Source organism: Streptomyces sp. NPDC111656 (genome assembly GCF_055656965.1).
The window spans coordinates 125,037-149,766 of the sequence record NZ_JBVKCA010000020.1; the positions used below are offsets into that span (position 1 = coordinate 125,037).

Below are 24,730 nucleotides of genomic sequence, written 5' to 3' on the forward strand. Positions count from 1 at the left end.
CGGACGGCTCCGCAGAGAGGCCGCCGACGGGCGGCGGACGTGCCGCCGCATCCGGGCGATTCACACCACCGTGGGCGGTGCACCATCTACGGAACCGGTTGTCACGGGACGGCGGGAGACCCTGCTGAGAGGGGGTACTGAGAGGGACCCCCAGCAATGCGGGAGCGCTCGTAGAGTGGAGCCCATGGCAGGCAGAAACGTCCCTTACGACACCAACCGCGATATCCGCGGTTATTTCCGCGGTGATTTCCGCGCGGAGATCCGGGAATTCCTGGGCACGCGACGGGCCAGGGTCACCCCGGAGCAGGTCGGACTGCCCGTGTACGGAGACCGCCGACGGGTCACCGGGCTGCGCCGCGAGGAAGTCGCCCTCCTCGCGGGCATCTCGAGCGAGTACTACACCCGCCTGGAGCGCGGCAACGCCACCGGCGTCTCCGAGAGCGTCATCGATGGCATCGCGCGAGTGCTGCAGCTCGACGAGGCCGAGCGAACCCACCTGCTCGACCTCCTGCGCGGTGCCAACACGACCCGTCCGCCGCGCCGCCGCCCGGCCCAGCAGCGCGTCCGCCCCACGGTGCAGCGTGTCCTCGACTCGATGCTGGGCACGCCCGCGTTCGTACTCAGCGGACGCCTGGACATCCTGGCCGCCAACCAACTCGGCCGCGCGCTGTTCTCACCGGTCTACGCCGACCCGGTGCGCCCGCCCAACAACGCCAGGTTCGTCTTCCTCGACCCCGGCGCGACCGAGTTCTTCCGCGACTGGGACAAGGTCGCAGGTGACACGGTCGCCATGCTGCGCGCCGAGGTGGGCCGCGATCCCTACGACCGGCGACTGTCGGACCTGATCGGGGAGCTGTCCACCCGCAGCGAGGAGTTCCGTCGCCGCTGGGCCGCCCACAACGTCCGGATCCACACCTCGGGGATGAAGCTCCTCCATCACCCGGTCGTCGGGGACCTCGACCTGCCCTTCGAGGCCTTCCCACTGGGAGCCGACGCCGGCCAGAGCCTTCTCACGTACACCGCCGAGCCCGGGTCACCTTCGCAAGAGGCACTGAACCTGTTGGCCAGCTGGACCGCGGCCGACGACGACATCGAGCGGTCCGCACCGACCAACGACTCCGAGCCGACCCAGCCGACCGAGTCGGCCGAGACACCCAAGTCTGCCGAGACACCCGACTGATCGACGGACCGGGCGGGTCGTTCCGCGGGAGCCGTCAACGCCTTTGGCCGCTCGCGTAGCCTGGATGGACCGAGCGGCCCGACACCAAGAGGAATCTCCTTGCGTCCGCGTCTTGTGGCCTCAGCCCGGCCGCTCACAGGTGCGGTCAGTCGTCCGCGCGATACTGTCGGTCACATGCGGAACGCGCCTGCCAAGGCCCTTGGTGACTTCCTGCGCGCCGGCTGTGCCCGCCTGGAACCGTCCGACGTCGGGCTGCCCGTCGGCGGGGCGGTACCCGCCGTGTGAAGGGCCTGCGCCGGGAGAGATCGCCGTGCTGGCGGGCGTGAGCGCCGACTACTACGTCCGTCTGGAACAGGGCCGCGAAACCAGCCCTTTACCCCAGGTCGTCGACGCCCTCGGCAGGGCACTGCGCCTGGGCGCAGGCAGGCGGCTTCCGCGACCGAGTACACCCCGACCTGCTGCGGCTGATCGAATCCGGTCCCACTCCGCGACGCGCAGGGCTTCCAGCGGCGCCGGCGGCATCACTCCCGCGTTCGCTCAGCTCTTCGGTCAGCAGTGCGAGGCGGTCGGTGCGGCGGGCCCTATGAGGGAGAGCCGGTAAGGCAAAAGTGGGCGGGGACAATGGTGGCCGGTCGAAGCAGGTCGGGTGTGTAGCGGCGCCTTCGGATACTCCTGCAGCCTCTCCTTGGCTTCCCCGTCGACAGCGCGTCGTGCAGTTGGTCTCGACCGCCTCCGTATGTGGAGGCGACTGCTCTGACCACGGGGCCGCGCCAAGTGCTGCGGGCGAAGCCGAAGGAGACCGTCAGTGACGCCCGCGGGCGTTGAGCCGGGCGGCCTGGCGTGTCAGGTGGTCGCGTTCGGCGAGGTTGGGTGCCTTTTGGGCCGCCTCGGTGTACAGCTGTGCCGCCGTGGTCAGGTCGCCGTCGCGCTCGTGGAGGTAGGCCGCCACCGCGGTGTGGCGGGGCAGTGCGTCGTCCAGTGCCGCGAGCGCGGCCAGGCCGGCGCGCGGTCCGTCGGCCTCGCCGACGGCCACCGCGCGGTTGAGCCGGACGACCGGGCTGTCGGTCAGGCGCGCGAGCTCGTCGTACCACTCGACGATCTGCACCCAGTCAGTCTCTTGGGCGGTGCGTGCGTCGGCGTGGAGTGCCGCGATGGCGGCCTGGGCCTGGAACTCGCCCAGCCGGTCGCGGGCGAGGGCCGCCTGCAGGATCTCGACGCCCTCGGCGATCGACTCGGTGTCCCACCGGACGCGGTCCTGCTCGGCGAGCGGCACCAGGCTGCCGTCGGCCGCGGTCCGGGCGGCGCGTCGGGCGTGGTGGAGCAGCATGAGGGCGAGCAGCCCCGCCACCTCGGGGTGGTCGATCGCGGCCGCGAGCTGCCGGGTGAGCCGGATGGCCTCGGCGGCGAGGTCGACGTCGCCGGAGTAGCCCTCGTTGAAGACCAAGTAGAGGACGCGCAGCACGGTGGCGACGTCGCCGGGCTGCTCGAACCGCACGCCGGCGACGGTGCGCTTGGCCCGGCTGATGCGCTGCGCCATGGTCGCCTCGGGCACAAGGTAGGCCTGGGCGATCTGGCGGGTGGTCAGCCCGCCGACGGCTCGCAGCGTGAGCGCGACCGCGGACGACGGCGTCAGCGAGGGGTGGGCGCACAGGAAGTAGAGCTGGAGCGTGTCGTCCACCGCGGGCGCGGGCCCGGGCGCCGGCTCCTCGTCGACGCGGTCCTCGCGCCGGCGGCGGGCGACGTCCGCCCGGGTCGCGTCGAGGAACCGGCGCCAGGCCACGGTGACCAGCCAGCCCTTCGGGTCCCGCGGCGGGTCGGCCGGCCAGACGCGGACCGCCTCGACCAGCGCGTCCTGCACGGCGTCCTCGGCCGCCGCGAAGTCGGCTCCGCGGCGGACGAGGATCCCGAGCACGCTCGGCGTGAGGCTCCGGAGCCGGGCCTCGTTCATCTCAGTGGCACTCCGTGATGGTGGGCGACGCGGCCAGGAACGGGCGCAGCTCGAGCCACTCGTGGATCGGCTTCCCGCCCGCCCCGGGGGCGGCCGACAGTTCCCCGGCCAGCTCGACGGCGCGCTCGTAGCTGTCGACGTCGATCACCATCCAGCCCGCGATGACGTCCTTGGTCTCGGCGAACGGGCCGTCGGTGACCGGCGGGCGCCCCTCGCCGTCGTACCGGACCCACGTCCCCTCGGGCGCGAGCGCCTGACCGTCGACGAACTCGCCGGTCTTCTCGAGCCGGGCCGCGAAGTCGTTCATGTACTGCACGTGCGCCGAGATCTCCTCCGGCGTCCACTGGTCCATCGGCACGTCGTTGACCGCCGCCGGGGCGCCGCGGTAGTGCTTGAGCAGCAAGTACTTGGCCATCGTGCTTCTCCTCGATGCTGGTGCGACCCATTGTGGTCGCGTTCACTGCAGGGACGGAGCCGGTCACGGGTTCTCGACATCGCCGCCCGATTCTTTTTTGGCTCTCGTAGATGAGCCTGGGGGAGTCGCCTCGCGATGTCCGGGTCCATCGCGACGGTTCGCCGAACGGGGCTGGTGTCCTGAGTCGGAGATTCGTCAGCAGTAGGCGGCGACTTTGTCGAGGATGTCGTCGGCGGTCTTCGTCCAGACGAACGGTCGTGGATGGTCGTTCCAGTCGGCGAGCCAGGCCCGGATGCCGCGTTCGAGGGTCTGGACCGAGTGGTGGACGCCACGGCGGAGCCTTCGCGCGGTGACAGCGGTGCAGTGAGCCGATGACCTTGCCGGTCGCGGTGTCCAGGGCTGCGAAGAGGGTCGTGGTGCCCGCGCGCACGTAGTCGTGGCTGCGGCGCTCAGGCACCCCCCCGGCGCCGCCAGATCCGCGAGACCGCCGACTGTGACATCCCGGTCGCCGCGGCCATCGACCTCGTCGACCAGTCAGCGGCGTCCTTCGGGGTCTCCTCCAGCGCCTTCACGATGACCCGTACGACGTCGGCGTCGGTGATCTCTCGTGGGACACCGGGCCGCGGCTCGTCGCACAGGCCGTCGAGCCGACGCTCCAGGAAGCGCCGGCGCCAGAGACGAACGGTGTCCGTGGTGATGCCAAGCCGCCGGGCGACCTCCGCGATCGCCTGCTCGTCCGCACTCTCCAGGACGATCCGCGACCTCAGCGCATCAGACAGCGCCATCGGCGGGATCTTCGGTCCAGGACAGACTCACACCAGACCAACGACGAATCTCCGACTCAGGACATTGGCAGCCCTTCAGGAGATCGCGGACGACGCCGGTGTCATACCGGCCCTGGTCCCGGGCGCGCCGACACCGGCCGACGCGCTGGATCAGACGCTGGTTCTGGTGCGGTCCATCGACCTGGATGATGGGCTTCTTCTCGGCCGCGAGCTGGAAGGGCCGTGGCAGTTGACGCGGCGGAGATCGTCGGCGGACAGTCGCGTGTGCGCCCACGGACGAGGGCGAGCACGATTGTGCTCTCGCTGAGCTGAACTGAGTCTGGAGAGCCTCGGGACGTCGACGGGTCGGCGGGTCGGGGGGACGAGTAGGTCAAGTAAGTACGGTGCTCAGGCTCGGAGGTCGAAGCGCAGAGCCGCGCTAGGCATGCCACCAGTCAAGGATTGGCCCTCGCTCCGGAACGGCCCGCCAGCGAAACTGCAGATCTGTTGCCGTGCTTGAAGGAGTTGTGATGCAGGTAGCCGTGGTCACCTTCGACGGGTTCAACGAGCTCGACAGCTTCATCGCTTCCGCGCTGATCAACCGGTGCCGTAAGGACGGCTTGGAAGCCTTCATCACGACGCCGACGCCGGTGGTCACGTCAATGAATGGCGTCGAGGTGACCGGGCAGCGCCCGATGGAGTTCGTGACCGAAGCCGACGTCGTGCTGATCGGCAGCGGAGTGAAGACGCGAGACGTGGTCGCCGACGACCGGCTGATCTCCAGGCTGCCGCTCGACCCTTCGCGACAGCTGATCGGTTCACAGTGCTCCGGCGCACTGGTCCTTGCGCGGCTCGGTCTGCTGGGTGGCATGCCGGCTTGCACGGACATGACGAGCCGGCCCTTTGTCGAAGCCTGCGACGTCACCGTGCTGGACGCGCCGTTCCACGCCGAGGGGAACATCGCTACAGCGGGCGGCTGTCTTGCGTCCCAGTATCTCGCCACGTGGGTGATCACCCGGATGCTCGGGGAGGACGCCGCGCGCGACGTCATCGGGTACGTGGCTCCGGTCGGCGAAAACCAGGAGACTGTCGCGCGCGCCATGCGTGCCGTCCACGCGGGAGAGGCCGTACTGGGCTGATGCCCCGCGAGCAGTCCTGCGGGGCCGCCTGCGGTCATGGCGACGACTCCGGACCGCATTGAGTGCGTGGCATTGTCAGAGGCACGCGCGACATGCCGCAGTACTCTCGTCTCGCGCCGCCCCAGGACTGTTCGCGCACGCCAAGACCTACGACAGCAGCCGCCGCCGATCCCAGCGGTGGATCATGGTGGAACACGCCATCGCCGAGCCGAGACAGCGTCGGTCGCTGCAAGGCCGGCTCGGCCGTCAGGAATCCCTGCGACCCTGAGCCGCGATTGCACCGTCTTACGAGAATGAGCAAGCTCGTGCACAGGTCTGACGAGGCCATGCTCCGGTGGGTACTCGCCCCGCGGGCCGAATGGCTCGTCCTCGTGGCCTTCGCGCCCTGGCGCCCACCGCGGTGATCGAGCAACTCGAAGCGCTGACAGCTGAGTTCGGTATGACGACTCCGGGGGCCGCCGCGGTGTTAGGCGAGGGGCTGCTCGGGCCACGATGCTCGAACAGGTGGCTACCCGGAGTGGCGAAGCGGGCCCGCCACAGGTCGCGGAGCAACGCGATCTCGGCCATGTGATGGATGAATTCGAGGTTGGCTCCCGACAGCACGGCAATGTATGGGTCGTCGGGGTCGGAGCCGTATGGGTACTGCGAGAAGCTGGGGCGTTCCCCGAAGGTCCAGTCCCATCCCCCCGCGAAGTGGAAGATCTGCTCGACCCGCTCGGCACTCACACTCCAGTCATCGGCGATCTTGGGCAGATGCCCCAGCCGCCATGCGATGGTCGCGACCGGCGCCGCGTCGGGCTCCGGCGCACCGGTGTGGGCGAGCCTCGCCTAAGTCGAGCACCCACCCGCCCAGCCCGAACACCCTGGGCGCCGCCCCCTAGCCCCGACGCCGGATCGACCAGCAACCAGGCACCGGCTCCCACAGGTCTTCCTCGTCGCCAAGACATAGGTTCCCAGCGTTGGCGGTTCGAGCGGTCCGAGCGGTTTGAGGGGTTGGATGAGCGGTGACGTCCGTTCCGACCCTGGAGGCCGGCGAGATGCTCACCGGCCGCCTGGGATGCCATGCTCCGACCGCGAGCCCCAAGGCGTGGTCGCCAGGGCCCCCGGACTCTTCGCTGGCGAATGGTCCGAGAAGCGGGACTGGTTGCAGCGGTCCGGTGATGTGCTGTGCAGGGTTGGTCCGGCCCCGGTGTGACGTGGATCACCGCAGCGCGGTCCGCGCAGAGGACAGGGAGGAGTGTGGAGATTTCACTGCGGGCCCGCGTGCGGGCCGGGGATCCGGATGCGTTCGGGCAACTCTTCGACGAGCACGCCTCGGTGGTCCACCGGCATGCCGTCCGGATGACCGGCAACTGGGTCATGGCCGATGACATCGTGTCGCTGACTTTCCTGGAAGCGTGGCGGCTGCGTGAGCGGGTGTTTCCGGGTGACGACAGTCTGCGCCCGTGGCTGCTGGGGATCGCTACGAACGTCACGCGCAACACCGCGCGGGCGGCGCGAAGACACCAGGCCGCACTCACCAGAGTCCTACCCCCCGATCCCGTGCCGGACCTCGCCGACGAGGTGACACAACGCCTGGCCGACACCGAGGAACTGGCCGCCGCGCAGAAGGCGTTGAGCAAGATGCGCCGCGGGGAGCGCGAGGTGTTCACGCTCTGTGTGTGGGAGGGCCTGGACGCCGCCACGGCTGCCGAGGCTCTCGGCGTGGCCGTCGGCACCGTACGGGCCCGGCTCTCGCGCGCGAGAAAGCGCCTGCGCAAGCTCACCGAGCTCGAACTCGACGGCGGCACGGGTGGCACAGGCGGCACGGGCAGCATGAACGGCGGCGGCAGCCGCGGCACGCAAGGCGGCATCGGGCCGAGCGGAGTGCAACGCCCCGCCGCGGTCGGACAGTCACTGGGTAGCCGCCATCAGGCGGCTCGGTCCACGCAGGAGAAGAAGCGATGAACACCAACCCGCGACGACGCGATCAGCCGGTCGACTACCAGGATCTGGCCGAGTTGCTGCCCGCGCCGGGCCGTCCGGTGCTCGCGCAGGACCGCCACCGCGTACTGAGGGAACACCTGATGGAGCACATCACCCACGAGGCCACCCGTGAGCAGTCGGGTGCGACGAACACCTCACCGAACACCTCCCCGAGCGCCTCACCTGAGACCCCCGCACGTCGGCGCCCCGGCCGGCGTCTCGTTCTCGTCGCGGCGCCGCTGGCACTGGCCACTGTCGTGGGCCTGGGCGTGGTGGCGGTCGACAGCGCACATGACGGCAAGCGTGACACCGCCGCCGCAGATGTCACCGCGGACGACCACCGGAAGGCCACACAGTTGCTGGACCGGATCGCCCTGGCGGCGGCCGACCGCCCGGCGGTCACGGTACGCGACGACCAGTACATCTACACCAAGTCCCAAGGATCGGCGGGCGAGTTGGGCATCGATTTCAGCAGTCCCGAAGAGCACGCGAAGCGCAAGGGGACCTTCAAGGCGGAGGAGTACAAGGGGACCGTCCGACAAGAGCAATGGGATTCGGTGGACGGCAAGCGGGACGGTTTGAGGAAGGGCGTCGCGCTCACCGACCCTTCCAAGAAGCTGGTCATGGACATGATCGGTACTGGATACCTGACCTTCCGGCAGCTTCAGGCTCTGCCCACCGATCCCGAAGCGCTGCTGAAGAAGCTCTCCGGCGACGCCAAGAATGTGGAAGCGAGCCGCGTCACGGAAGTGGTCGTCGAGAACCTCGGAGCCATACTCGATGACGCCACCCTGCTGCCCGACCTCAGTGCCGCGCTCTACCGTGCCACCGCCAAGCTCCCAGGTGTGCGCGTTGTGGACCGCGTCAAGGACGCCGCAGGGCGGCAGGGTATCGGCCTTACGTTCGACGGCGCCCCGAAAGGCTACGCCTGGGTCTTCGACTCGTCGAGTCTTGTCTACCTCGGAACAACCAAGAGCGCGCTCCTGGGAATTGGCGTCGCGGACAAGACGGGTGAGGTGCCGGTCAGCTCATCCTGAGTCGGCCTCGGCGCCACCGCGCAGCCAAAGAGCGTCCGCTCCGGCGGACGCCCTTCCCGCGTGGTACGGCTGACAGCTCTTCAGTTCGCTGATGGACGCCGTGCAAATGCGGGCGTCGAAGGTGAGGGAAGCCGCGCCACGAGCCGTTCGGGCGGCCTTCGGACAGACCCCGCGACAGCCCGGAAGCGGTGATGCACGCTGTGCCGGCAGCGGCGTACCGTCTGGCGGTCCGGTTGCAGGCGGCAGCCGAGCTGGTCTCACGGTCAGACAGGGCGTTCAGTGACGGCCGCGATCGCTCCCCAAGATCTATGCCAGAACCGACTTTTGACAGCACTGGGCGTTCATGCCACATGCCCGAACTCCGGTTCGCTGACGACGCTGGGGTGGGGTTCACCCCCGCTTGGGTGGGCCGGTCAGCCGGATACCGGGTCAGGACCTTGTCGAGAATCATGATTCTCGTAGCTGACCAGGCGGACATGAAGGAGCGAGCGTGCCCAGCAGGAACTTACCGGTCAAAGAAGCCAGAGGGCTCAGGGGGCGAACGAGGAACAGGGGCACCGCGGCCGTTGTCCTACTGGCCCTGGTAGCCGGCACGGAGCTGGCTGTGGGCCCCGTCGCTGCCGCGCCGCACGCAGCCGACCGCATCGATGGAGTGTGGCGCGTGGACGGCTATGGCACCGTGCTTTCCCTTGAGGACGGGCGGCTGCAGGAATACCAGGCGACCGCCGTCAGCTGTCTGCGAGGCGCCACGGCCCGGCGCACCGGCCAGGGTGGCAGCGGCTCGGTGACCTATACCGGCGACGACGCGACCGTCTACCGGATACGCCCCGCAGCGGGCGGAGCCGGCGCGATCTTGCACTTCGACGGCTCGGTCGGCGACCGTAGGCTGCTGCGCCTTCCAGCACTGCCTGCCAGCTGCGCCAAGGCCGCACCGACGGGAGCGTCGGCGACCTTCGACGTCTTCTGGCAGACCTTCGAGGAAAACTATCCCTTCTTCGCAGCCAAGAAGATCGACTGGCAGGCAGTCAGGGACCGATACCGCCCAGGGGTCTACGACGGTATGCCCGACACCGAACTTTTCGCCCTCCTGCGGGAGATGGTGCTGCCGCTGTACGACGCGCACGTGGGAATCGACGCCGGTGACACCGGGGGCTTCGGGCAGAGCCGCCCTGGCACCATGATCCCCGGCCCCGGACTTGACCAGCAGGCCCAGGCGTTCGTCGAGCAGCACGACCTCGTCGGCACGCGACTGCGGACCTTCGCGAACGGGCGCATCGGATACGCCCGGTTGCCGGACGGAACCGGCTACCTGCGGATCTCCGGCTTCGGTGGATACGACGACAACAGCCCTACCTACGCGCGCAACAGCGCCATCCTGGATCAGACGCTGAGCCAGGTGATCAGGCCAGGGCTCCGTGGTCTGGTGCTGGATCTACGGATCAACGGGGGCGGTTCCGATGCGCTGGCGCTGCAGGTCGCCGAGCGCCTCACCGACCGCGCGTACGTGGCCTACGCCAAGCGGGCACGCAACGACCCGACCGACCCAGGTCGCCACACCCGCCCACAGCCGGTACACGTCCAGCCGACACCCGACCGGTTCCGGTACACCGGCCCTGTCGCAGTGCTCACCGGCGGTGAGACCTACAGCGCCGGCGAGACCCTCACCCAGGCCCTCATACAGCGCCCGGCGAGGACCGTACGGATTGGACAGAACACGCAGGGCGTCTTCTCGGACGTTCTGGAGCGCATCCTCCCGAACGGCTGGACCTTCGGCCTGCCGAACGAGGAATACCTCACGCCGTCCGACGGCAAGACCTTCGACGGTGAGGGCATCCCGCCTGACATCCACGCAGGCAACTTCGTTCAGGAGATCGCCAAGGGCACCCACGACTCCGCGTTCGCACAGGCTCTCGCAGTAATACGGTGCAAGGCCGAGTAATGCCGCTCTGCCTCCTGCCCGACAGCAGTGCCGGCGCTCGACTTCTGTGCCGAGTGACGCTCCGTCAAGGCTGGACATCGAAGAGAGCGAAGGAAGGTGGCGGCGGGGCGAGTACTGCGCGAAGGCGGGTGAGCATCGCCCGCCATTGCAGGGTGAGGGCGGCCAGGCTTTCACTTTCGGATCACTCTCACTGGCGTGCGATAGGTTGCCCGCCATGACTGGACTCGGACCTGTGGCCTGGCCACCTGCCTCGATCAGAACAGAACGGCTCGTGCTCCGTGTGCCCGAGGCCCGAGATCGTGCGGCGTTCATCGAGCTGCTCGCCTCACCGGAGGTGCATACCTACCTCGGTGGCCCTCGACCGCGTGATGAGCTCGAGCGCGCGGTGCCCGAGACATCCGGACGGCGGCCTGGCCTTTTCGTGATCGATCTCGACGGAGCGATGATCGGCATGGTCAAGCTCGATCGGCACGACGCGGAGAGTCCGGGGCACGTCCGTCCGGATGTCGGGGAGGCCGAGCTCGGCTACCTGTTCCTGCCGGAGGCATGGGGACGCGGGTACGGCGCCGAGGCGTGCGCAGCGGCACTCGACTGGTTCGCCGACGCGCTTCCCGGCAAGCCGGTGGTGCTGCGCACCCAGACCGCCAACGAGCGCTCGATGCGCCTCGCGGCAAAGCTGGGGTTCACCGAGGTGGAGCGGTTCGAGGACTACGGCGCCGAGCAGTGGTTCGGCGTGTGGTCCTCGGTCACGCCGTCCGGTTGAGCCGGGCAGTTCTGTTTGGATCAGCGGGCTGATCAGAGCGACTTTTTCGAAGGCGCCTGAAGGTGCCCAGCCGTCCTCACCGTGGCCACTGCTCGGAGGCTGAGCTGGAACCGGATCTCCAGGACGGAAGCACTTTGCCGAAGCGGCCCGACGGTACTGTGAATCTTGCCCAGCGCATCAGAAGGGCAGGCCCCGCAGGTCCACGCTGATGGTCGGACGGGGTAGGCCGGCGAGGTCGTAGATCATGGTGGTCAGTGGCGAGGTCCGAGCGCCGTCGGGCTGCTGGAAGGTGACGGGTACGGAGAGTCGGCTCCATCCCAGCTGTGCGTAGAGCGGGACCAGGTCCGGGCGGCAGAGCAGAATCATCGTCTCGGCGCCGGCCGCTCGTGCGTGTTCGACCGCCACGCTGATCAGCGTCCGGGCGATGCCCTGGCCTCGATGGGCGGGGTGCACCAGCACACCGCCCAACCCCGCCGTACGGCGCGGCGATCCGTCGAAGGCCATGTCCCGCAGCAGCCATCCCGCGGAAGCCACCGGCCGACCTTCGGAGACAGCGGTGAGGGTGTACTGCTTGTCGTCCCACACCAGAGCGAGCCCGTTCACCCCGAAAGGGTCGGGCAGGCCATCGCGGAGTGCGGCTCCATCAGTCGGAGAACCGGGGCCCAGCACATGGATCAATGGGAGGTCCGCGCCACCGTCGTCCACCACCACATGCTCCGCGGCGGCCGTGCCGGCGGGGTCAAACCGGAAGCGCAGACAATGTAGGCCACTGGACTGGACAGGCCCGTCCGCCTGGGCACCCAGGCGGCGTAGTACCGCGATCGAGGCCGTGTTGTCGGGCAGGACGAACGCGAAGACGGCAGGGAGCGAGAGGCGGCGAAACGCCAGGTCCAGGCACGCACGGCCCGCCTCGCCGGCGATCCCACGGCCTTGGGCCAGTGGCTGCACGGCGAAGCCGAGGTCAACTCCGTGCCGGGCCCGATTGCGCAGTCCCACCCGGCCCAGAAACGCGTGCGTTGCAGCATCCCTGACCGCGAAGTCGCCGTAGCCGTGTCTGGTCCAGTGGGCGACGTGGTCGTCGCACATGGCCCTGGCCGCAGACCGGCTGTCCGCCCGGCCGGTCGCCAGCCATCGCATGACGCCGTCCTGACTGACCACAGCCTCAAAGAGATCGTCGCTGTCCCCGCGGCGGATCGGCTCCATCACAAGCCTCTGGGTGCGCAGAACGGGGCTACTCAACCGGGCCACTCAGCAACTCCCCTCGACCGAGGACTGAAAGGAGCGTACCCGGCGACTCTTTGAAGCGATCGGGAGGCAACCGGTGAACCCATCCGGTCATGGCACCACGCCACGTCGACGCCTGGCCCGATGGCATGGCCGCCGCGACGTGCGCGACGAGGAATAGCTCTTCAGCAGTCCGAGACGAGACACGTCCTGGCCTGGGCGTTGACGTCCAGGTGCCCCGCGTGCCGGACGGTCTCCTCCAGCACGTGGATCACGGTCCGGCGCCGCAGGTGGTTGAGGTCGTGTCAGCACGGAGAGCGGCGGGTTCCGCGCCGGCCGGGACCGCACTGCTGTCGGCCGCTGGGTCGCTGCAGTCGCTGTTCTGAGTCTTGTGCCATGGCGCTGCAGCGCGGGTCCTTTGAGCAGGGTCATCGCGCATCGTAGGGGCCCCGCACGCTCTGCGAACCTCGGCCAGCATCCTCGCCCCCCGTCGTTGAGCCCGGGACCAGGGCTCGTACGAGGAGTGGACGAGGATGCTGCTGTCCTTGCCGGATCGTGCTGCTGACACCTGTGCGTGGCACGGACAGCCTGGACGCCGTCACCGTGCCTCCTTACCTGAAGGGCTCGCATCGGCTGAGCGAGCCGATGCACCAGCGAGCCCATCAGGTCCGGCGCGCTTCAGGCGTTCCTACCAAGCCACCGGCAGCTCCAGCGGAAAGCGCCGGATCGTGTCCGTGTCCCACCGCACTTCCTCCGGCGGTACCGCAAGCCGCAGCCCGGGGAAGCGCTTCAAGAGACGCCCGATCGCCACTTCCATCTCCGCCATGGCCAAGGGCACCGCGATGCATCGGTGTCCGCCCCAGCCGAACGTCATGTGCGGCTGGTACGGCCGGTCGGGGTCGAGGACGTGCGAGTCCGGGAAGCGCTTCGGGTCACGGTTGGCCGTCAGGTACGACACGTGGACGAATTCGCCCGCCCGGATCTGTACGCCGTCCAGCTCAAGGTCCTCAAGGGCCACCCGGGGGATACCGACCCCCTTGCGGAACGGGATGTGGCGGAGCATCTCCTGCAGGACGTCAGTCAGGGAATCCGGCCGACGCCTGAGGTGTTCCATCAGCTCGGGACGCGTCAGGAGCAGGTATGCGATGTCGCTGATCTGGCACGTTGCCGTGTCCTGGCCGCTGAGCGTCAGCGTCAGTGCCATGACCGCCAGTTCCCTGTCGTCGAGCTGATCCTTGCCATCTCGCGCTGCGGCCATCGCGCTGATGAGGTCCTTGCCGGGTGAGCTCCGGCGCTGCTCGACGAGTTTGGCGAAGTAGGAGGTCAGATCGGCCTTGGCGCTCGCCGCGGCCTCCTTGTTGCCCGCGCCGACGACGAGCAACTGGCGCACGGATTCCTGCATCTGGGGCCAGTCCTCCTGGTCGACGCCGAGGAGGTCCAGGATGGTGTGCTGGGGAAGCGGGTCGGAGAGGTACTGAACCAGGTCGGCCGGCGAGCCGTCCTCCTCCATCCTGTCCAGCAGGACGTCCGCGAGCCAGATGATCCGGCTCCGCATTCCGTCGACCTGCTGCTGGGTGAAGGCCTGCGACGCCAGTTGGCGGACACGGCTGCTCTGCGGCGGGTCCATCACGTTGATCGATTCGGGCGAGACGATGGGCTCCGGGGTCAGCCGGGGGTAGTCGTGGCCGATGATGGCGGCCCGGCTGAGCCGGTGATCGGTGGTCACCTGCTTGACGGCGTCGAATCCGGTGATCAGCCAGGCGTCCGCATCGCCGTAGGGAAGCCGGATGCGAGTGGGGGTATCGCGGTCCATCAGGTCCGCGAGCTCAGGGTCGAACTCCAGGGCTTCGCTGAAGTCGAACGGGCAGATGTTTGTCTCGTTGTCCGCGGTCATCAGGCGGCTCCTCCGGGCATGGGTACGACGTTGGTGGTGTCCACGGCCCGGCGAATGGCCTTGGCGAGGCCGACGGCATCGCCGACGGCCCAGTAGTGGACGAAGAACAGGTGTGGATCGTCGGTGAGGTTGTGGTGGCGCGCCTCGCCGAGTGTGGCGCCACCGCGCGGCAGGGCCACGAGGACGGGTTGGACTTCCTTGGCGATCACGACCAGGTCACCGCTGAGGGCGGCCTTTCAGCCGCCGAGCGGCTGGAAGTTGACGGAGGTGGTGGCGACCGGTCTCGGGGGCAGGATCGCAGGGCCGTCGGCGACGGTCTCGCGGCGGACATCTGAAAATCTGCAGTTCGCGCTCGGTGACCACGGCGTCGCCCAGCAGGAGCGTGCAGCGGTCTGGGTGACGGACGTAGGACACGCGCGTGCCCAGAACGAGCGCGCGGTTGATCCGGATACCGCGAGACAAGGCCGTGAGGTCCCGGCGCGGCAAGCCCGTGTGGAACATGAACCGCCTCAGGTCACCGGTCGGCCCGAGAGCGTCGCCCACGCCTGCTGAGTCCGCTGGCTTGGTCATTACCGGCTCGGCCGGGGAGCGGTCCTCCGGTCCGGCGGACAGTGCGCGGGCCCTGGCAGGCACACCGGTGAGTGCGGGCGCAAGGGCGGCCGCGGTCGGCACACGGCGCCGGGACAGGGTGAGCCGAGAATGGGTGTCCTGTTGTCGCTTGTCAGCCATGTCATATGCCTCCTGGCGCGATGGAAGCACAGGAGACCTCGCGGAACGCTGATCGGCACAGCCACATCCCGCCAGGTGGGCTAACTGGCTGCCGCCTATGGCCCGCGCCTGCACAGCAGCTCGCCGCGCGAGCCATCGAAGTCATCCCAGCCGGCGTCTGCCGGACATGCCGTGGCGGCCGAAGGGTGACGCGGCGCCGAGTGGTGTGGTGATGCGGGCAGCGCGGCTCCGCTCAGGATCGTGGCGGACGGCGCCTGTCTGCCCCCGTCCAGGCTGTCCGTGCTACCCGCCACGACTCGACTACGAGGTCGCCCCGGGCGGTCGTGTAGGTGTCGCCGGCCTACTTCGGCGACGTGCGTCACCCGTATGGCCTATGTGTGCGGGCCTGTCGCTGCCGCGCTTCAGTGAGAAGTGGCGCAGCAGAGCCGTCCAACCCGCCCCAGCCGTACACACCCGCCGCCTGGCGAAGGTGCTCCAGGCCGTCCGACCGGAAGACGTAGTCCAGGCCACGGAGTCCTGGATCGCGCGCGCCTGACGGTCACGCCGGCATGGCCTGCTCGCCGCTTTCGGTCCCTTCCGCGCAGGCGGCGGCCAGGTCGTCCAGGGACAGGTTCAGGGCGTGGGCCAGGGCTGCCACGGTGAAGAAGGCCGGGGTTGGGGCTCGGCCGGTCTCGATCTTGCGGAGCGTTTCGGCGGACACCCCTGCGGCCGCTGCGACGTCGACCATGCTGCGGTCCCCGCGGGCCCGGCGGAGCAGGATCCCGAAGCGCTCTCCGCGTTGCCGCTCTTGCGGACTCAAAGGAACTCTCACCATGCCCGTGATACTAATACCGGTATAAGTATTGGTTAGCGTCGCATCGCATCGCAGGGGAGTCACGACACATGGTGGAGATCAAGACCGACACGGCACTGGAGGCGATGCGAGAAGCCGGGCGCGTCGTGGCCCATGCACTCGCAGCCGCCCGCGCGGCGGCAGCTGTGGGAGTTCGCCTGCGCGAGCTCGACGAAGCCGCCCGCGCCGTTCTCACCAAGGCCGGAGCACGTTCTCCGTTCCTGGGCTACCAGCCCTCCTTCGCCCCGACTCCCTTCCCCGCCGTGATCTGCGCCTCCGTCAACGACGCCGTCTCGCACGGCATCCCCGACGACTACCGCCTGCGCGACGGCGACCTGGTCAGCATCGACTGCGGAGCCGAACTCGACGGCTGGACCGGCGACGCCGCGATCAGCTTCACCGTCGGCACCCCTCGCCCCGCCGACCTCGAACTCATCGCCGCCACCCAGCAGGCCCTGGACGCCGGCATCGCCGCCGCCACGGTCGGCCACCGGATCGGCGACATCTCCCATGCCATCAGCACGGTCGCCCGCAAGGCCGACTGCGGCATGCCGGCCGACTTCGGTGGCCACGGCATCGGCCGCCAGATGCACGAAGACCCGCACGTGCCCAACCACGGACGACCCGGCCGCGGCTTCCCCCTGCGCCACGGCCTCGCCCTCGCCATCGAACCCATGCTCATGGCCGGAGGACGCAACGACTACCACACCGACCCCGATGGATGGACCCTGCGGACCATCGACGGCAGCCGAGCCGCACACATCGAACACACCATCGCCATCACCGAGGACGGCCCTCGTATCCTCACCCTGCCCTGACCTCGAATCCGCTCCAACCCGGCAGCCAGACACACCGGCCACGCTCGGCCATGCACCGACGCACTGACACCGTGTCCACATGCAGCCGGGTCTGCGCGGATTTCCGGGCATTGGAGCCCGACGAGCTGCCAGCAGCACGATGGCTGCGCGCTGCCGGGCCTGATGCGGGGTCTTGTGGCCAGAGGCCATTTCCTTGAGCCGGTGTTGCTCGGAGGTGGTCAGGGTCAGCGAGACAGCTCGGGTCGCAGGCGTGGAAGGGACACGGCCGATCTCGGGGTGAATGGTTCGGGGCGGTCAACCGCCCTGCGCCGACGCGCACCTGGCGGGGCAGGTTGGCCACCGGCGGCCTGCCCCGCCCTCGCCGACCGCAAGCGGTCCGGTCGGTGGTCGGCCGGTCCATCGCCGGGTCGATCTCCCCTTCCACCGTGCGGTGCTGGCTCAAGCAGGACGCCCTCAAGCCTGGCAGTATCAGTCCTGGATCTTTGTACGCGACCCCGCATTTCGGCCCAAGGCCGCGCGGGTGCTGGACCTGTACACCCGCACCTTCGACGGCACCGCGCTGGGCGAGGACGGTACGTGATCTCTGCGGACGAGAAGACTTCCATCCAGGCGCGATGCCGCCGCGAACCCATAACAGGCATCGTGCCTTTCATGAACCTGTTCACCCAGGCCATGACCACCGAGCTCTACGCCAGTGCCGGACGAGTCTTCTGGAACGTCGACAATGGATCCTCTCGCCGGGGGACGAAGGCCACCAGAGCGAGACCGTCTTCTCGATCGTCCAGCGCAAGGTCGTCTCGCCGACGACTTCACGGACCTCAGCGAGGTTCGGCATCGGCTCCGGGCATTCGGAGACCGCCACAACGCCGCCGCACAGCCTTTCCATCGGAGGTTCACCACCTCCGCCTCGGATGAACTGCCGGCCCGGCTCGACGTCGCGTCTGCATCTCCTGACGCTGCCACCGCGCCCAGGGCGTCCCCGGCCCCCGTTCCCCGCCAACCAAGCGGCGGGGGTTAGCCCTACCTGGAGGTGGGCGGGTACCACGATCGTCCCGCGTGGTCGCTTCCGAGATGCTGAGCCCATCAGCCGGTGGTTACCCAATGATTCCATGGGAGTTGGCTCGTGCGTGAGCAGGCATGGCAGAGGTTTCGTCCGTCCGGGCGGCGGAGTGGTCGGCGCAGAGCCGCGTCGGCCGCGGCCGCGGTGGCCGTCGGCGTCATGACGATGGGCGCCCTGGCCCCGCCCGCGGCGTCTGCCGCCACCAGGCCGCACACCGTCCAAAGGGGCCTGAACGCGCTGGTGTACACCGACGGCGTGCCCGCCGCGCTGGCGAGCGTCAAAGACCGTGGCGGCCCCACCCGCACCTACACCGCAGGGGTCGGTGACCTGGCCACCGGAGCGAAGGTGCCCCGGGACGGTCAGGTGCGCATGGGCAGCAACACCAAGACGTTCACGGCGGTGGTCGTGCTGCAACTGGTCGGTGAAGGCAAGATCGGCCTTGACGCCCCGGTCGACGCCTATCTGCACGGTCTCGTCCGCGGGGACGGGATCGACGGACGTCACATCACCGTCCGCCAACTGCTCCAGCACACCAGCGGACTTCCCAACTACAGCAAGTACCTTAGCGACGACATCCGCTACTACGACCCCCGCGAACTCCTCGACCTCGCGCTCCAGCACAAGGCCGACTTCGCCCCCGGCACGAACTGGGCCTACAGCAACACGAACTACCTGGTGGCCGGCCTGATCGTACAGAAGGTCACCGGCCGTCCCCTCGCCGAGGAGATCGACCAGCGAGTCATCAAACGCATCGGATTGCGCCACACCTACTTCCCCGCCCCAGGAGAGGAGATGATCCGGGAGCGCCATCCCAGGGGTTACTACCAGGAATCGGCAGGCGCGCCTCTGGTCGACGCCACGGAATGGGACCCTTCCTGGGCTTGGGCTGCGGGCCAGATGGTGTCCACCGACTCCGACCTGAACCGGTTCTTCTCCGCGCTGTTGGCCGGCCACCTTCTCCCGAAGGCTCAGCTCGGCCAGATGCGCACCACCGTCCCGGCCAGTTACCCCTTTCCCGCCGGTGCCCGCTACGGGCTGGGACTCGTGAGCACGCCACTGTCGTGCGGCGGGGTGTACTGGGGCCACGGCGGCAGCATGACGGGGTACGAGACCCGAGGCGGCGTCACCGAGGACGGCCGCGCGGCCAACGTCGCCGTGACCATGCAGCCGAGCCAGGCAGTCAAGGAGCGCATGGACGGTGTCGTGGACACGGCCCTGTGCCGCTGAACCGCGCCACTTGGAGATCATCTTCATGGGCGATCTCGCTGACCTGTATGTGTGTTTATGGTCGATCGCCCGGTCCCCGACGGGCCGTGGGGAGTGTGTCAGCGGGTGGTGCCGGAGGCGCCGACCAGGCCGCGAGGCGGCGGTCGCCGCCGGTACGGAGACCGTGAAGTGCCGGCGCCGCACTCGGCGGTGTGGCCGCGGGCGGTGCGCTCACCCAGGTTCTGGCTGTGAACCACTACCCACTGTCAACCCACACCTACGACGAGGGCCCGGCTCAGCACTGCTGCTCGTACCGGAGGCCGACATACTCTGCGGCGGCGATGTCCTCCCGTGTCCCCACGATCAGGTTCATGGTGAAAACGTCGTAGTCGATCGCCTGCCCGGCCATCTGCGCGAAGAGCACGAGATCGCCCTGGTCCGGTGCCATGTCCCACGGGTCGGAGAACCCGCCGATCTGCACGCCGACACCGGGGCGATGTCCGCCGAAGGCCGCGTCGAGGATGGCTTCCTCGAAACTGTCCAGCGTGTCCTCGTCACCGTCGCCGTCCAAGAACGCGCGGGTCTGCGGGCCCCCTTGCCAGTCGCTGTCGAGGGTCAGTCCGGGCACGGGATACAAAGTGCGTGGCTCGTAGACCTTGATCTGCACGGCCTCACCGTTGAATTCATACGTTGCGGCGCGCTCCGAGGTGCGTGCTCCGGCAGAGACGTGGAACACCACGGACGACTCTGGCGGGTACTCGATCTCGGTGAAGAACAACAGGTGTCCATCGACGGGCAGTTCGATGTCCAGTACGTCGTGGGGCAGGGCCGCGCAGTCGACGCTCAGCACGAGCGGCGCTCTCCCTTCGGGCCAGTCCACCCCGTCCGGCAGTGCGGGTAGCCCGCCCGTTCGTGCGGCGGAGCGGACGTTTTCCCGCCGGGGCGGAGGCACTTCCTTGTGCGGCACCAGATAGAGGCATGGCCGGAACCGGGCCATGAACTCCTGCGCGACAGGTCCGGGAACGCCGTACTCGGCGGCTGTCTCGTGAACGAGCCGCTCGTCGATCGATGCCATGCGCGCGATCGTGCCATGGGCCACTGACATGTCGCGGATCGTCGCATACGACGAACGCGGCCACGGTCTTCGCCGTCGGCCAGCGCCCACCCGACAGCGCCGTACGGAAAGCGACCTTGGACGCACCTGGCTGCCCCATTGCATCGGCATCTCCGGCGCGAACCTTCATGGCAACCAGGCTCTGCAGCCACTGGTGCGGGGATCCCGTCCATCCGCTCGCGCCGCGGATCGCCTCGGCGAAGGCCGGCAAGGCTCCACATTGACAAGGGCTACGACTGCGACCACCTGCGCCGATGCCTACGGCAGCCAGGTACCGCATCGCCCGCAAAGGTGTGCGGGCAGGTGCCACCACGGAACGCCGAGCTGGTACGCAGCGCCGACAGCCAAACGGATCCTTCGAGCTCAGCCACTACGAACGACGCGGACACAGCCCGCAAAATTGCCCTGCACTCAGAACAAGCACCGTGGCAGTGTCGGCGGCGTCGATGAGTTCTCACTCCGCATCGGGCCGTGGTGAAACGATGCCCGACCCGGCCGCCGACCCTACGGTGATGGCATGACGGTGCTCAACGGTTGGAGGCGGCGAGGGCGAGCCCCGAGCCGCACGCTCGACGTCTTGGGCGTGGCTGTGCTGTGCGTGCTGTCGGTGGTGGCTGCCTCGGTCGACCCGCACGAGCACGAGTTCGTGCTGCGCTGGTCCGCCGTGGTGCTGGCTGCCGTCGGCTGCTCCGCGTTGCTCTGGCGTCGTCGTCACCCGTTCGGAGTACTGGCGGTCACCATTGGCTGCGGGGTGCTCTTTCAGATGCTCGGCTTTCGGGAGAGCCCGCTGGTGACAAGCCCGGTTCTGGCGTCCGTCTACAACGTGGCGCTGCGGACCGACCGGCGTACCGCCTGGACCGCGGCAGCCGTCTCGGCTGCCATCCTGGTGGGCGCCGACGCGATATGGACCTCGAATTCGTGGCTGGACCCGGACAAAGCCGCGATGGTGGCCTGGACGGCCCTGCCGGCCGCCGTCGGGGACGGGCTGCGCTCACGGCGCGCCTACGTGGCGGCCGTGGAGGAAAGAGCGGAGCACGCCGAGCGCACCCGCGAGCAAGAAGCACAGCAGCGAGTGGCGGCCGAACGCGTTCGGATCGCACGCGAGCTGCACGACATCGTCGCGCACCACATCGCCTTGATCAACGCTCAGGCAGGCGTCGCCGTCCACCTGGTGGACCAGCGCCCGGAACAAATCCTGACGGCTCTGGAGAACATCCGGGACACCAGCCGCTCCGCGCTGGACGAATTGCGGGTGACCGTAGGCCTGCTGCGGCAGTCCGACGAGCCGGTGGCGCTCCGCGACCCGATGCCGGGCCTCGCGCAAGTACCAGCACTTCTCGCGTCGTTCGAACGCGCCGGGCTGGCCGTGAGCGACACGTGGCGGGGCATCACCGAACCGCTGGAACCGGCGGTCGACCTGGCCGCGTACCGCATCGTGCAGGAGTCCTTGACCAATGTGCGCAAGCACGCCGGGGCCGACCATGCCCGGCTGTTCCTCCACTACCACGGCGAACGGCTGACGATCACCGTCGAGGACGACGGGTGCGCCGGACCGCACGATCCTCACCCGGGGGCCGGTCATGGGCTGATCGGGATGCGTGAGCGGGCCACCACGATAGGGGGCACGCTGTATGCGGGACCGCGCCCCGAAGGCGGGTTCACCGTGACCGCGGAACTACCGTTGCGCCCCGGTCCGGCAGGGAATCGGAGACATGAGCATGACGATTCGCGTACTGCTTGCCGATGACCAGGCTCTGCTGCGGGGCACCTTCCGCATGCTGTTCGACGCCACGGATGACATGGAGACCGTGGCCGAGGCGTCCAATGGCCGTGAGGCGGTCGAGCTGGCCGGCTCACAGCGCCCGGACGTGGTCCTGATGGACATCCGCATGCCAGAGATGGACGGCCTCGAGGCGACACGCCTCATCACCGAGTCCGAGGATCTCGCAAGTGTGAAGGTGCTCATCCTGACCACCTTCGAGGACGACGAACACGTCGCCGACGCGCTGCGTGCGGGTGCGAGTGGTTTTCTCGGCAAGGGCGCGCGACCCGAGGAACTTCTCGATGCCGTCCGAACGGTCGCAGACGGCGAGGCGCTGCTGTCCCCCTCAGCGACGCGAGCATTGATCACGCGGTTTCTGGCCCAGCCGGATCCATGCCCGGCGGCCGTACACGAGCGGCTGGAGAGCTTGACACCGCGGGAACGCGACGTCACGAGCCTCGCCGCGCTGGGCCTGTCCAACGACGAGATCGCCGAGCGCCTGTTCGTCAGCCCCCTGACCGCCAAGACCCACATCAACCGAGCCATGACCAAGCTGGCAGCTCGTGACCGCGCCCAGCTCGTCGTCATCGCCTACCAGTGCGGGCTGGTCAGTCCGGCTACGGAACCAGATCAATCCCAGCAACCCGCATAGCCGCCGACACAGTGCGTCCACCTTCTGTCCCAGCGGCAGACCGACGTGTCGCGTACTGCAGCCGTGGTAGCCGGAAGTCGCTGCGCGAGGACGACGCGCTGAGGGCCGCTCCTGAGCCAAGGTGAAACCCTGAACGGAGGTTTCACCATGACCGCAACCCAGTGCCTGACGAAGCCCGACGAGAAGACGGCCCTCGAGGAATGCCGCTCGATCCGTGAGCTTCTGGCCGGAAGCGAACGCAAGACCCTCGCCCCCGACGAGACAGGCGCGGTGCGGGCTCACCTGGCGACCTGCCACACATGCCGGGGCGAGTACGACCGCCTCGTGGCCGTGCCCGCTCACCTCTCTCTTCTGCGTGACGCGCTGGCCTGCGGCAAAGGCCGAAGCACGCGGACGCACGCGGCCACCCGGCCCGATCGCGGCCACGCGTCGCCCCGTCACCGCAGGCCACACCGAGCGAACCTGACCATGCAGCTCACGCTGTCCCAATGGGTCAGCAGGACCACGTCGCACATCCGGTGAGCAGACCTCGCGGAAGCGACGACGTGCCTGGGGCGGAACGGCAAGGGGACCCTTCTGCGGCGTCTCACCTGCGACCGGCGAAGAGCACTCGTACGGTTGATGCAGAGACGGACGGCGGAGGGGTCCACCGCCCCACGATCGTTGGAGTTGGACGACACAGGGTGCAGCCCGAAGCTGCTTGCGTGCCACGGAACGCCAGCCCGGACTCCCACTGTTACGAGCTGCGGAACGCCTCGTTCGGCGATGGCCGGACCGACGGTCGGGAGAGGGATGCCGGCCACAGACCTCCGGTCGGCCGATCGTCCCCGGCTCGATACTCCTTGCGCAGGCGCGGCATTGGCTACATGCCAGGCGTCTGTCTTTCCAGGCGGACCAGTCCCGGCGCGGTAGAGAACGAGGGCCTCGCATGTCACGCAGCGCGCGGCCACCGCGCGGCCCTGTGCCACGGCCCGTACCCGTACGGATACGGTGCCCACGAGCACGTCGAAGTCCGGGAGCCCGGAGCCCGTGACAACGCGTTGGCACGCCACAGCTGGGGGTCTGAGCGCCGGCCGGATCATGCTCCAGAACTTCCTCGTCAACTCCTGGGCCGGTGGCGTGGCACGCTGCTGGCTCGGAAGGTCAGGTCAGGATCACTCTGACCTGGATTTTCGTACGGCGTGGCCTGCCGCGCGGGTGAGTTTCGGGCGGCTCAGGACGTCGGTGCTGTCGAGGAACTGGTCCACGGAGCCGACGGGCAGCAGATCGCGAAGTGTCGGGTCCGTGATGCGGGCCGTGAGGGCCTTGGAGAAACGGTCGGCGCGCAGGACCTGGAAGGGTCGGGAGTGGTAGGGGCGAGTGGCGGGGTCGACGCGGTCGGTCAGGCCCAGTTGGTTGTGCAGGTCCGCGACCGTCTCGTAGGCGTGTGCCAGATGCTGCTCGCGGTCGCGCCAGTCGGTGGCGGCGAGGGCGGCGGTGAGGTCGGGGGTGAGGCGAGGGCCCATGGGGGTGCGAGCGAACGCGCTGCCGAGCCACTTGTTGTAGGGCGGATAGTGGCGGTCCATCAGGAGGCACAGGCGCATCAGGTCGCGCACGAGGCGGGCGGCGACCACGGCGGATCCGAGCTCGTCGCCGACCTCGCCGCAGCGGCCGACGAAGGCTTCCTCCTGGGATATGCGTTGCCACTGGCAGGACAGGACATGGAGCCAGAGGTCGTGCGGGTACCAACGGAGGGCCGTTCGTAAGGGAGCGAGTTCACCGAGGCCGTCGTGGAAGACGGCTCCGCCGGTGACTTCGGCGAGGAGCTGGGTGGGGGTGGCGAGCCAGTCCCGCGGGGTGATGCCGGAGGAGGGGTCGAAGCCGAGTGCGTCGGTGAACCATGCTGAGAGGTGGGTGACTTCGACGCGGTGGTGGACGGGGCCGTCGGCGGCCCGCATGACGCGGATGCCGCGGTCGCCGGTGGGGGCGAAGTGGGTGGGGTAGCCGTGGAAGGTCTTCGGGAGGTGCTCGGCGAGTACGTGTCTGATGCGTCCCGCGTGCCGGGAGACGTCCTGGCGGCGGAGGAAGAGCTGGAGACGGGGGCCCCATTCGTGGTCGGCGGAGCGTGGGGTGTCGAAGCCGAGCACCTCTGAGCCGCTGCCCAGGCGTGCTGCGGAGTGAGGGATCGCGGGGGAGGCTTCCTCCAGCAGGGGGCGTACTGCTTCGGTGTACAAGCGGCGGGAGAGTTCCAGGCCGGGAATGAAAGCTGGCATATTCGTGACGCTCATGCCAGCAAGCCGTGCCCATTTT

Annotated in this window: 21 protein-coding genes and 3 pseudogenes; 13 read left to right on the forward strand and 11 right to left on the reverse strand. The window is 68.8% G+C overall.

The features are described from left to right. Positions 1-184 precede the first annotated feature (184 nt). On the forward strand, positions 185-1,180 hold the full coding sequence (locus ACZ7M3_RS41610) for a helix-turn-helix transcriptional regulator (RefSeq protein ID WP_472070702.1): 996 nt from the start codon (positions 185-187) through the stop codon (positions 1,178-1,180). A gap of 802 nt (positions 1,181-1,982) precedes the next feature. Here ACZ7M3_RS41610 and ACZ7M3_RS41615 read toward each other — a convergent pair. From ACZ7M3_RS41615 to ACZ7M3_RS41625, 3 genes and pseudogenes are all read right to left on the reverse strand, one after another. Beyond that, positions 1,983-3,128, reverse strand: a complete 1,146-nt coding sequence (locus ACZ7M3_RS41615) for an RNA polymerase sigma factor (RefSeq protein ID WP_472070704.1) — start codon at positions 3,126-3,128, stop codon at positions 1,983-1,985. Between the two features lies 1 nt (position 3,129). Beyond that, positions 3,130-3,543 (reverse strand): YciI family protein, encoded by a 414-nt coding sequence (locus ACZ7M3_RS41620; protein ID WP_472070706.1) that lies wholly within the window; start codon positions 3,541-3,543, stop codon positions 3,130-3,132. A 195-nt stretch (positions 3,544-3,738) separates the two neighbouring features. Further along, positions 3,739-4,328 (reverse strand): annotated as a pseudogene (locus tag ACZ7M3_RS41625) (helix-turn-helix domain-containing protein). 509 nt (positions 4,329-4,837) lie between these two features. Between ACZ7M3_RS41625 and ACZ7M3_RS41630 the strand changes: the two are divergent. Next, complete coding sequence (locus ACZ7M3_RS41630) at positions 4,838-5,446, forward strand: type 1 glutamine amidotransferase family protein (RefSeq protein WP_355311260.1); 609 nt, start codon at positions 4,838-4,840, stop codon at positions 5,444-5,446. Between the two features lie 522 nt (positions 5,447-5,968). On the opposite strand, the pseudogene ACZ7M3_RS41635 reads toward ACZ7M3_RS41630, so the two are convergent. Then, a pseudogene (locus ACZ7M3_RS41635) lies at positions 5,969-6,389 on the reverse strand (DinB family protein); the annotation flags it as partial. A 296-nt stretch (positions 6,390-6,685) separates the two neighbouring features. On the opposite strand from ACZ7M3_RS41635, the gene ACZ7M3_RS41640 reads away from it, so the two are divergent. From ACZ7M3_RS41640 to ACZ7M3_RS41655, 4 genes are all read left to right on the forward strand, one after another. Then, positions 6,686-7,393: an RNA polymerase sigma factor gene (locus ACZ7M3_RS41640; RefSeq protein ID WP_472070708.1), complete on the forward strand. Its 708-nt coding sequence runs from the start codon at positions 6,686-6,688 to the stop codon at positions 7,391-7,393. Then, complete coding sequence (locus ACZ7M3_RS41645; RefSeq protein ID WP_472070710.1) at positions 7,390-8,448, forward strand: CU044_5270 family protein; 1,059 nt, start codon at positions 7,390-7,392, stop codon at positions 8,446-8,448. The genes ACZ7M3_RS41640 and ACZ7M3_RS41645 overlap by 4 nt, the downstream gene beginning before the upstream one ends. A 574-nt stretch (positions 8,449-9,022) precedes the next feature. Beyond that, on the forward strand, positions 9,023-10,387 hold the full coding sequence (locus ACZ7M3_RS41650; RefSeq protein WP_472070756.1) for a S41 family peptidase: 1,365 nt from the start codon (positions 9,023-9,025) through the stop codon (positions 10,385-10,387). Between the two features lie 214 nt (positions 10,388-10,601). Then, a complete protein-coding gene (locus ACZ7M3_RS41655) occupies positions 10,602-11,150 on the forward strand; it encodes a GNAT family N-acetyltransferase (protein WP_472070712.1) in 549 nt (182 codons plus the stop codon). 177 nt (positions 11,151-11,327) lie between these two features. On the opposite strand, the gene ACZ7M3_RS41660 is transcribed toward ACZ7M3_RS41655, so the two are convergent. The 5 genes from ACZ7M3_RS41660 to ACZ7M3_RS41680 form a co-directional block, all read right to left on the reverse strand. Further along, positions 11,328-12,353 carry a GNAT family N-acetyltransferase gene (locus ACZ7M3_RS41660; RefSeq protein WP_472070714.1) on the reverse strand — a complete coding sequence of 342 codons (1,026 nt, stop codon included), beginning with the start codon at positions 12,351-12,353 and terminating at the stop codon, positions 11,328-11,330. Positions 12,354-13,062: 709 nt separating this feature from the next. Next, positions 13,063-14,268, reverse strand: a complete 1,206-nt coding sequence (locus ACZ7M3_RS41665) for a cytochrome P450 (protein ID WP_452976261.1) — start codon at positions 14,266-14,268, stop codon at positions 13,063-13,065. After that, positions 14,268-14,477: a DUF1259 domain-containing protein gene (locus ACZ7M3_RS41670; RefSeq protein ID WP_388535884.1), complete on the reverse strand. Its 210-nt coding sequence runs from the start codon at positions 14,475-14,477 to the stop codon at positions 14,268-14,270. Before ACZ7M3_RS41670 ends, ACZ7M3_RS41665 begins: the two co-directional genes overlap by 1 nt. A gap of 7 nt (positions 14,478-14,484) precedes the next feature. Further along, on the reverse strand, positions 14,485-14,997 hold the full coding sequence (locus ACZ7M3_RS41675; RefSeq protein WP_472070716.1) for a DUF1259 domain-containing protein: 513 nt from the start codon (positions 14,995-14,997) through the stop codon (positions 14,485-14,487). A gap of 538 nt (positions 14,998-15,535) precedes the next feature. Then, positions 15,536-15,811: a helix-turn-helix domain-containing protein gene (locus ACZ7M3_RS41680; protein WP_472070718.1), complete on the reverse strand. Its 276-nt coding sequence runs from the start codon at positions 15,809-15,811 to the stop codon at positions 15,536-15,538. Between the two features lie 68 nt (positions 15,812-15,879). Here ACZ7M3_RS41680 and map point away from each other — a divergent pair, with 68 nt between their 5' ends. The 3 genes from map to ACZ7M3_RS41695 all read left to right on the forward strand — a co-directional run bounded on the left by map (position 15,880) and on the right by ACZ7M3_RS41695 (position 18,934). Beyond that, positions 15,880-16,647, forward strand: a complete 768-nt coding sequence (gene map / locus ACZ7M3_RS41685) for a type I methionyl aminopeptidase (RefSeq protein ID WP_452976257.1) — start codon at positions 15,880-15,882, stop codon at positions 16,645-16,647. A gap of 430 nt (positions 16,648-17,077) precedes the next feature. Continuing rightward, positions 17,078-17,227 (forward strand): hypothetical protein, encoded by a 150-nt coding sequence (locus ACZ7M3_RS41690; RefSeq protein WP_472070720.1) that lies wholly within the window; start codon positions 17,078-17,080, stop codon positions 17,225-17,227. Positions 17,228-17,770: 543 nt separating this feature from the next. Continuing rightward, positions 17,771-18,934: a serine hydrolase domain-containing protein gene (locus ACZ7M3_RS41695; protein WP_472070722.1), complete on the forward strand. Its 1,164-nt coding sequence runs from the start codon at positions 17,771-17,773 to the stop codon at positions 18,932-18,934. A 274-nt stretch (positions 18,935-19,208) separates the two neighbouring features. Here the strand turns inward: ACZ7M3_RS41695 and ACZ7M3_RS41700 are convergent, their stop codons facing one another. Beyond that, positions 19,209-20,012: a DUF1963 domain-containing protein gene (locus ACZ7M3_RS41700; RefSeq protein WP_472070724.1), complete on the reverse strand. Its 804-nt coding sequence runs from the start codon at positions 20,010-20,012 to the stop codon at positions 19,209-19,211. Positions 20,013-20,067: 55 nt separating this feature from the next. Between ACZ7M3_RS41700 and ACZ7M3_RS41705 the strand changes: the two are divergent. The 4 genes and pseudogenes from ACZ7M3_RS41705 to ACZ7M3_RS41720 all read left to right on the forward strand — a co-directional run. Continuing rightward, positions 20,068-20,306 (forward strand): annotated as a pseudogene (locus ACZ7M3_RS41705) (IS5/IS1182 family transposase); the annotation flags it as partial. Positions 20,307-20,544: 238 nt separating this feature from the next. Next, positions 20,545-21,774: a sensor histidine kinase gene (locus ACZ7M3_RS41710; RefSeq protein ID WP_388535903.1), complete on the forward strand. Its 1,230-nt coding sequence runs from the start codon at positions 20,545-20,547 to the stop codon at positions 21,772-21,774. Then, positions 21,746-22,441, forward strand: a complete 696-nt coding sequence (locus ACZ7M3_RS41715; RefSeq protein ID WP_060896883.1) for a response regulator transcription factor — start codon at positions 21,746-21,748, stop codon at positions 22,439-22,441. Before ACZ7M3_RS41710 ends, ACZ7M3_RS41715 begins: the two co-directional genes overlap by 29 nt. A 147-nt stretch (positions 22,442-22,588) precedes the next feature. Continuing rightward, positions 22,589-22,963, forward strand: a complete 375-nt coding sequence (locus ACZ7M3_RS41720; RefSeq protein WP_472070726.1) for a zf-HC2 domain-containing protein — start codon at positions 22,589-22,591, stop codon at positions 22,961-22,963. 632 nt (positions 22,964-23,595) lie between these two features. Here the strand turns inward: ACZ7M3_RS41720 and ACZ7M3_RS41725 are convergent. Continuing rightward, positions 23,596-24,693 carry a DUF4037 domain-containing protein gene (locus ACZ7M3_RS41725; RefSeq protein ID WP_472070728.1) on the reverse strand — a complete coding sequence of 366 codons (1,098 nt, stop codon included), beginning with the start codon at positions 24,691-24,693 and terminating at the stop codon, positions 23,596-23,598. Positions 24,694-24,730 lie beyond the last annotated feature (37 nt).